The sequence below is a fragment of the Streptomyces sp. AcH 505 genome, from assembly GCF_000818175.1.
In the GTDB taxonomy this organism is placed as follows: domain Bacteria; phylum Actinomycetota; class Actinomycetes; order Streptomycetales; family Streptomycetaceae; genus Streptomyces.
Map to the genome: position 1 here is coordinate 1,275,699 of NZ_JTIY01000001.1, position 5,536 is coordinate 1,281,234.

Consider the following 5,536-nt stretch of genomic DNA (forward strand, 5'->3'; position numbering starts at 1 on the left):
CCCGCGCCACCGCCACCGCTACCGCCGAGCTGCGCGGTGAGCGAGGGGCTGACGGCGGTGACGGCGTACGCCCCCGCGAGACCCACGGCGATGCCGAGCACCCCGCCGATCAGGCCGTTGACGACGGCCTCACCGACCACCTGCCGGGTGACCCGGCCGCTCTTCCAGCCGAGCGCCTTGAGCGTGCCGAACTCCCGCACCCGGCGGCTGACCGCCGACGAGGTGAGCAGCCCCGCCACCACGAAGGCGGCGATCAGCACCACCAGCGAGAGCCACTTGCCGACGTTCGACGCCAAGTCCGATGCGGTGGACAGCGATCCGGAGACGGTGTCGGCGAGATCGGCCGACGTGGTGACCGTCGTACCCGGCACGTTCTTCTGCACGGCCGACTTGACGCCGTCGATCCGCTGCGAGTCGGTGGCCTTCACATAGACGGTGGTGACCTTGTTCTTGGCGTCGGCCAGGGTCTGCGCCTGGGTCAGCGGCAGATACACGTTGGCGGCCGGATCGCCGCTGTCCGCCGTCGCTATTCCGACAACCTGGAACTTCGTGCCGGAGACGGTGACCGTCGAACCGGCCTTCAGCTTCTTCTGCTTGGCGTAGGCGCTGTCGACGACGGCGACCTTCGCGTTCGTCTCGGACGCCTTGAACGTACGGCCCGACGTGAGCTTCGACGAGGTCAGCGGGCCGAGCGCCAGGTGCGCCACGTCGGTCCCGTACACACTGAACGAGTCGACGTCGAAGTTGGCGCCGCCGCCCTCGACCCGGCCCTGGGTCCTGCCGCCGCCGCCGCCCTGACCGGGTCCCGCGCCGCCGCCCTGCTGCTCGTCCTGCTTGAACTGCCCCCTGGTGAACTGGCCGTTGACCTTCAGTACGGTCAGATTGAGACCGCCGACCGCCGAGGCCACGCCGTCCTGCGCCGCGACCTTGGTGACGGTGGACGAGGCGAGGGTCTGGAAGCCCTGCACCATGACCCGGTCGCTGCTCTGCTTCGAGGTGTCACCCTCGCCCTTGGCACCGAACTTGAAGCTGGGGCGCTGCCCGCCACTGGTCGAACTCGGCGGCGGTGCGGCCTTGGTGACCGTCATGTCCGTGCCGAGGCCGTAGAGGGACTGCAGGACCTTGTCCTGCGCCTTGCCCATCCCCGCGGAGACCGAGCTGACGACAATCACCAGCGCAATGCCGAGGGCGAGCCCGGAGGCGACGACGAGCGCCGCCTTTCTGCGTCGGCGCAGCTCGCGCCGGAGGTAGATGAAGAACATGTGGCGAAGCTAGGCCCGGCTCGTGACGAAGACTTGAGGCCACCGTGAGAGCTGGATGAGAACGGAGAAGGCGGCGGCACCGAAAGGTGCCGCCGCCTTCTCCGACCGCTCAGAAACCGCCCGGCCGGATCAGACCGCCGAACCGGCCTTCCAGTCCGCCCAGTTCATGTTCCAGCCGTTGAGGCCGTTGTCCGGGGCGATGGTCTTGTCGTTGGAGTTCTTGACGACGACCACGTCACCGATGAGCGAGTGGCTGAAGAACCAGTGCGCCGGCATGTTCGGGTCGCCCGCGCCCTTCACGTCCTGCAGGCCCACACAGCCGTGGCTGGTGTTGGCGCTGCCGAACACCGAGGGGGCGCCCCAGTAGTTGCCGTGCACAAACGTGCCCGAGCTGGACAGCCGCATGGCGTCGGGGACGTCCTTGATGTCGTACTCGCCCTTGCCGTCGGAGTCCGTGAAGCCGACCGTCGCACCGTCCATGCGGGTCTTCTTGTACTTCTCGGAGATCACCATCTGGCCGTTGTACGTGGTGTTCTCGGGCGAGCCGGCCGAGATCGGGATGGTCTTGATCGTCTTGCCGTTCTGCTGCACCTTCATGGTGTGCGCCTTGGCGTCGACGGTGCTGACCTGGTTACGGCCGATGGTGAAGCTGACGGTCTTCTGCTGGACGCCGTAGAGACCCTTCGCGCCCTGCACACCGTCCAGTTGCAGCTTCAGCGTGACCTTGGAGCCGGCCTGCCAGTACTGGTCGGGCCGGAAGTCGAGACGCTGCGAGTTGAACCAGTGCCCGACGACCTCCTGGCCGCTGCTCGACGAGACCTGGATCCCCGTCTGCACGGCCTTCTTGTCGGTGATGGCCTTGTCGAAGTTGATCGACACGGGCATCCCGACGCCGACGGTCGAACCGTCCTCGGGGGTGAAGTTGCCGATGAAGCTGTTCGCGGGCGAGACGGTGGTGAAGGAGGAGTTCTCGTTGGCCGAGCGGCCCTTCGAGTCCTTCGCCGTCGCGGCGATCTTGTACGAGGTGGAGCGGTCGAGCTGGCCGTCCGGCTTCCAGCTCGTACCGTCGGCGGACAGCGAGCCCTTGACCGGGTCGCCGGCGGCGGTCGTCATCGTGACCTCGGTCAGCTTGCCCTTACTGACCGTGACCTTCGCGTCGTCGTTGATGCCCGCGTTGTTGGCGCCGTTCTTCGGGAGGATGGCTATCTGGGCCTCGGAGGTGTCCTTGGCCGCCGCCTCGTCCACCTGGGCCTGTGAGGATGACTTGGTCGGGTCCCCGGCGCCGCTGGTGTCGTCCTTGCCGTCACCACCGCTACAGGCCGAGAGCACCAGAACACCGCCAAGCAGTGCGGACGCGGCCGTGAGGCCCTTGCGCCGCTTGCTTTTCGTCATCACACGCTTCTCCATACATCGCCGATTGCAGTGCCGATAACCTTTAAGAACACCCGGTCCGGTTCGTCCGGTTCCACTTCGGCCGAAGATGTGGCGCAAGCCACTCGCCCGGTCCGTGGCGCGGCCCCGGTCCCACGTCTGCCGTCGGACCGGGGCCTTCCAGGGTGTCACGCCCGCGCGCTACTCCCGACCACCGTCGTTCTCGTCGTCCTCGTCGGGGTCCCACTCCAACGAGTCGGGGTCGTAGTCGATCAGCTCGCTCGTCCACGACGCCTGGGTCAGCTCGACCCCCGGGATGTCGCTGATCAGGTCGACGGGCTCCACGAGATACGCCAGCGCCTCGGCGCCGTCCTCCCGCGCGGCGAGCCGGGCGAGCGTGCGCTCGTCCTCCGGCATCGATTCGTCGGTCCCGATCCGCGTGAGCGCCGCTCCGCTCAGCACATCGTGGTCCTCGATCTCCAGTACCAATTCCACCCGTAGCCGTACATACCGTGATGTCTCAGAAGTGGTCATACGACGGAGCGTAGAGCTGATGCCCGCTACGGCTTTCCTCCGACCCGCTGCTTTCACTAGCATCAGCGCACCCCGCCATTCAGGCGTCCTCATGAGGGGGGATCGTTACGTGTCTGTCGCACGCCGACCGCTGCTGACGGCGGCCGCCGCCGGAATCCTGCTCTGCGCCCTCTGGTTCGTCCCTTCCGCCAGAGGCGGCGACGACCACAGCACCCCGCACCAGCAGTCCACCGGCTACTCCCGGGGCTCCGGCTCCCAGCAGCTCGCCCTCGGCGGCACGGACGGCGTCGACGCGACGCCCTACCTGATCGCCGGCGCCGCCGTCCTCGCCGCGGCCGCGGGCTACGGCGTCCACGTGGTCCGCCGCGCCCGCCCCGCGTAGGCCTCGCCGCCCGCGCTCTACGCCAGCGGCCCGGTCACCGCTTCGACCGCCGCCACCAGCTGTCCCTCCCGTACGAACGCGTCCGCCGCCGCCAGGTCCGGCGCGAGAAAGCGGTCAGGCCCCGGGCCCGCGACCCCGGCCGCCCGCAGCGCGTCGATCGCCGCCTGCGAGGCGGGCGCCGGCGTCAGCCCCGTACGCAGCTCGATCGCCCGGGTCGCCGCGTACAGCTCGACGGCGATGATCCGCGACAGGTTGTCGACGGCGGTCCGCAGCTTGCGCGCCGCCGACCAGCCCATCGACACGTGGTCCTCCTGCATCGCGGACGACGGGATCGAGTCGACCGACGCCGGGACCGCGAGCCGCTTCATCTCGCTGACCAGCGCCGCCTGCGTGTACTGGGCGATCATCAGCCCCGAGTCGACGCCCGGGTCACCGGCGAGGAACGGCGGCAGCCCGTGCGACCGGTTCTTGTCGAGCAGCCGGTCCGTACGGCGCTCGGCGATCGACCCCAGGTCGGCCGCGGCGATGGCCAGGAAGTCCAGTACGTACGCGACGGGCGCGCCGTGGAAGTTGCCGTTCGACTCGACCCGCCCGTCGGCCAGCACCACCGGGTTGTCGACGGCGGCGGCCAGCTCCCGGTCCGCCACCAGCCGCGCGTACCCGAGCGTGTCCCGCCCGGCCCCGGCCACCTGCGGCGCGCACCGCACCGAGTACGCGTCCTGCACGCGCGGCGCCGCGTCCTCCTGGAAGTGCCCGGTCAGCCCGGATCCGGCGAGCACCCGCAGCATGTTGTCGGCGCTGGCCCCCTGCCCGGGGTGCGGCCGGATCGCGTGCAGCTCGGGCGCGAGCACCTTGGCGGTACCCAGCAGGGCCTCCAGGCTCAGCGCCGCCGTGATGTCGGCGGAGGTGTAGAGCCGGTGCAGATCGGCGAGGGCCATGACCAGCATGCCGAGCATGCCGTCGGTCCCGTTCAGCAGCGCGAGCCCCTCCTTCTCCCGCAGCTCCACCGGCACGATGCCGTGCGCGGCGAGCAGCTCGCCGGCCGGCCGTACGACACCGTCGGGGCCCTCGGCGTCACCCTCGCCCATGAGCGTCAGGGCGCAGTGCGACAGCGGCGCGAGGTCGCCTGAGCAGCCGAGGGAACCGAACTCGTGGACCACGGGCGTGATCCCCGCGTTCAGCACGTCCGCCATGGTCTGCGCGACCTCGGGCCGTACGCCGGTGTGGCCCGAGGCGACGGTCTTGAGCCGCAGGAACATCAGCGCGCGCACGACGTCCCGCTCGACGGCCGGGCCCATGCCCGCGGCATGGCTGCGCACGATGTTGCGCTGCAACTGCGCACGCAGGTCCGGGCTGATGTGCCGCGTGGCGAGCGCCCCGAACCCGGTGGAGACCCCGTACACCGGCTCGGGCTTGGCGGCGAGCGCGTCGACGATCTCCCGGGCGGCGGCGAGCGCGTCGAGCGCGGAGCCGTCGAGCTGAACTTTCGCGCGGCCGCGGGCGACGGCGATGACATCCTCGGCGGTGGTCCCGGCGGTGCCGACCACGACGGTGTGCATATTCATATTCACGAGCGTACGGATTGAATCCACGCGTGTCACCGTCGGGGGTTTCGCCGTCCGGCGCGGTGTCGCCGTCCGGCGCGGTTCGGGGTTGCGGGTTGTGGTTGCGGTTGTTGCCGGGGGCCGTTCCGGGGGTCGTGTCCTGCGCTGCATGATTTACGGCGCGTACTCCCGAGACGCGGAGCCACCGCAAAGATGCGCCACAAATCACGCTCTACGCTCCGGACACCACCCCTGCACGACCCCCTTCACCCCAGCCGCCCGAATCGGCTGCCCCGCGACCACCAAGGCAAGGCGGACCGGGCGTCCACGCCAGGGACGTGCCCGCAGCCGGTAGGTCACCGCCCACCGGCGCTGACGCGGGCGATTGGGCGGGACCCACCGGGGGGGAGGGGGCCGGGGCCGGAGGAGGGGGGTGTCCGGAC

General features: G+C 70.0%; 5 protein-coding genes. 1 reads left to right on the forward strand and 4 read right to left on the reverse strand.

What is annotated here, in order from left to right:
• From HY68_RS05810 to HY68_RS05820, 3 genes are all read right to left on the reverse strand, one after another.
• Positions 1-1,262, reverse strand: a 1,262-nt coding sequence (locus HY68_RS05810) for an ABC transporter permease (protein ID WP_063779620.1), incomplete at its 3' end; no start/stop codon positions are given.
• A 129-nt stretch (positions 1,263-1,391) separates the two neighbouring features.
• The gene (locus HY68_RS05815) at positions 1,392-2,669 is read right to left on the reverse strand and encodes an Ig-like domain-containing protein (RefSeq protein WP_041985194.1); all 1,278 of its coding nucleotides are present in this window, start codon (positions 2,667-2,669) and stop codon (positions 1,392-1,394) included.
• Positions 2,670-2,834: 165 nt separating this feature from the next.
• Entirely contained in the window at positions 2,835-3,167 is a 333-nt protein-coding gene (locus tag HY68_RS05820; protein ID WP_041985196.1) for a hypothetical protein, read from the reverse strand.
• 109 nt (positions 3,168-3,276) lie between these two features.
• On the opposite strand from HY68_RS05820, the gene HY68_RS05825 reads away from it, so the two are divergent.
• Positions 3,277-3,549 carry a hypothetical protein gene (locus tag HY68_RS05825; RefSeq protein WP_041985199.1) on the forward strand — a complete coding sequence of 91 codons (273 nt, stop codon included), beginning with the start codon at positions 3,277-3,279 and terminating at the stop codon, positions 3,547-3,549.
• Positions 3,550-3,566: 17 nt separating this feature from the next.
• Here the strand turns inward: HY68_RS05825 and hutH are convergent, their stop codons facing one another.
• On the reverse strand, positions 3,567-5,114 hold the full coding sequence (gene hutH / locus HY68_RS05830; protein WP_078863446.1) for a histidine ammonia-lyase: 1,548 nt from the start codon (positions 5,112-5,114) through the stop codon (positions 3,567-3,569).
• Between the last annotated feature and the right edge of the window lie 422 nt (positions 5,115-5,536).

Coding starts and splice junctions, on each gene's coding strand:
- HY68_RS05815 (WP_041985194.1), bottom strand. CDS start 2,669: ATGGAGAAGCGTGTGATGACGAAAAGCAAGCGGCGCAAGGGCCTCACG.
- HY68_RS05820 (WP_041985196.1), bottom strand. CDS start 3,167: ATGACCACTTCTGAGACATCACGGTATGTACGGCTACGGGTGGAATTG.
- hutH (WP_078863446.1), bottom strand. CDS start 5,114: ATGAATATGCACACCGTCGTGGTCGGCACCGCCGGGACCACCGCCGAG.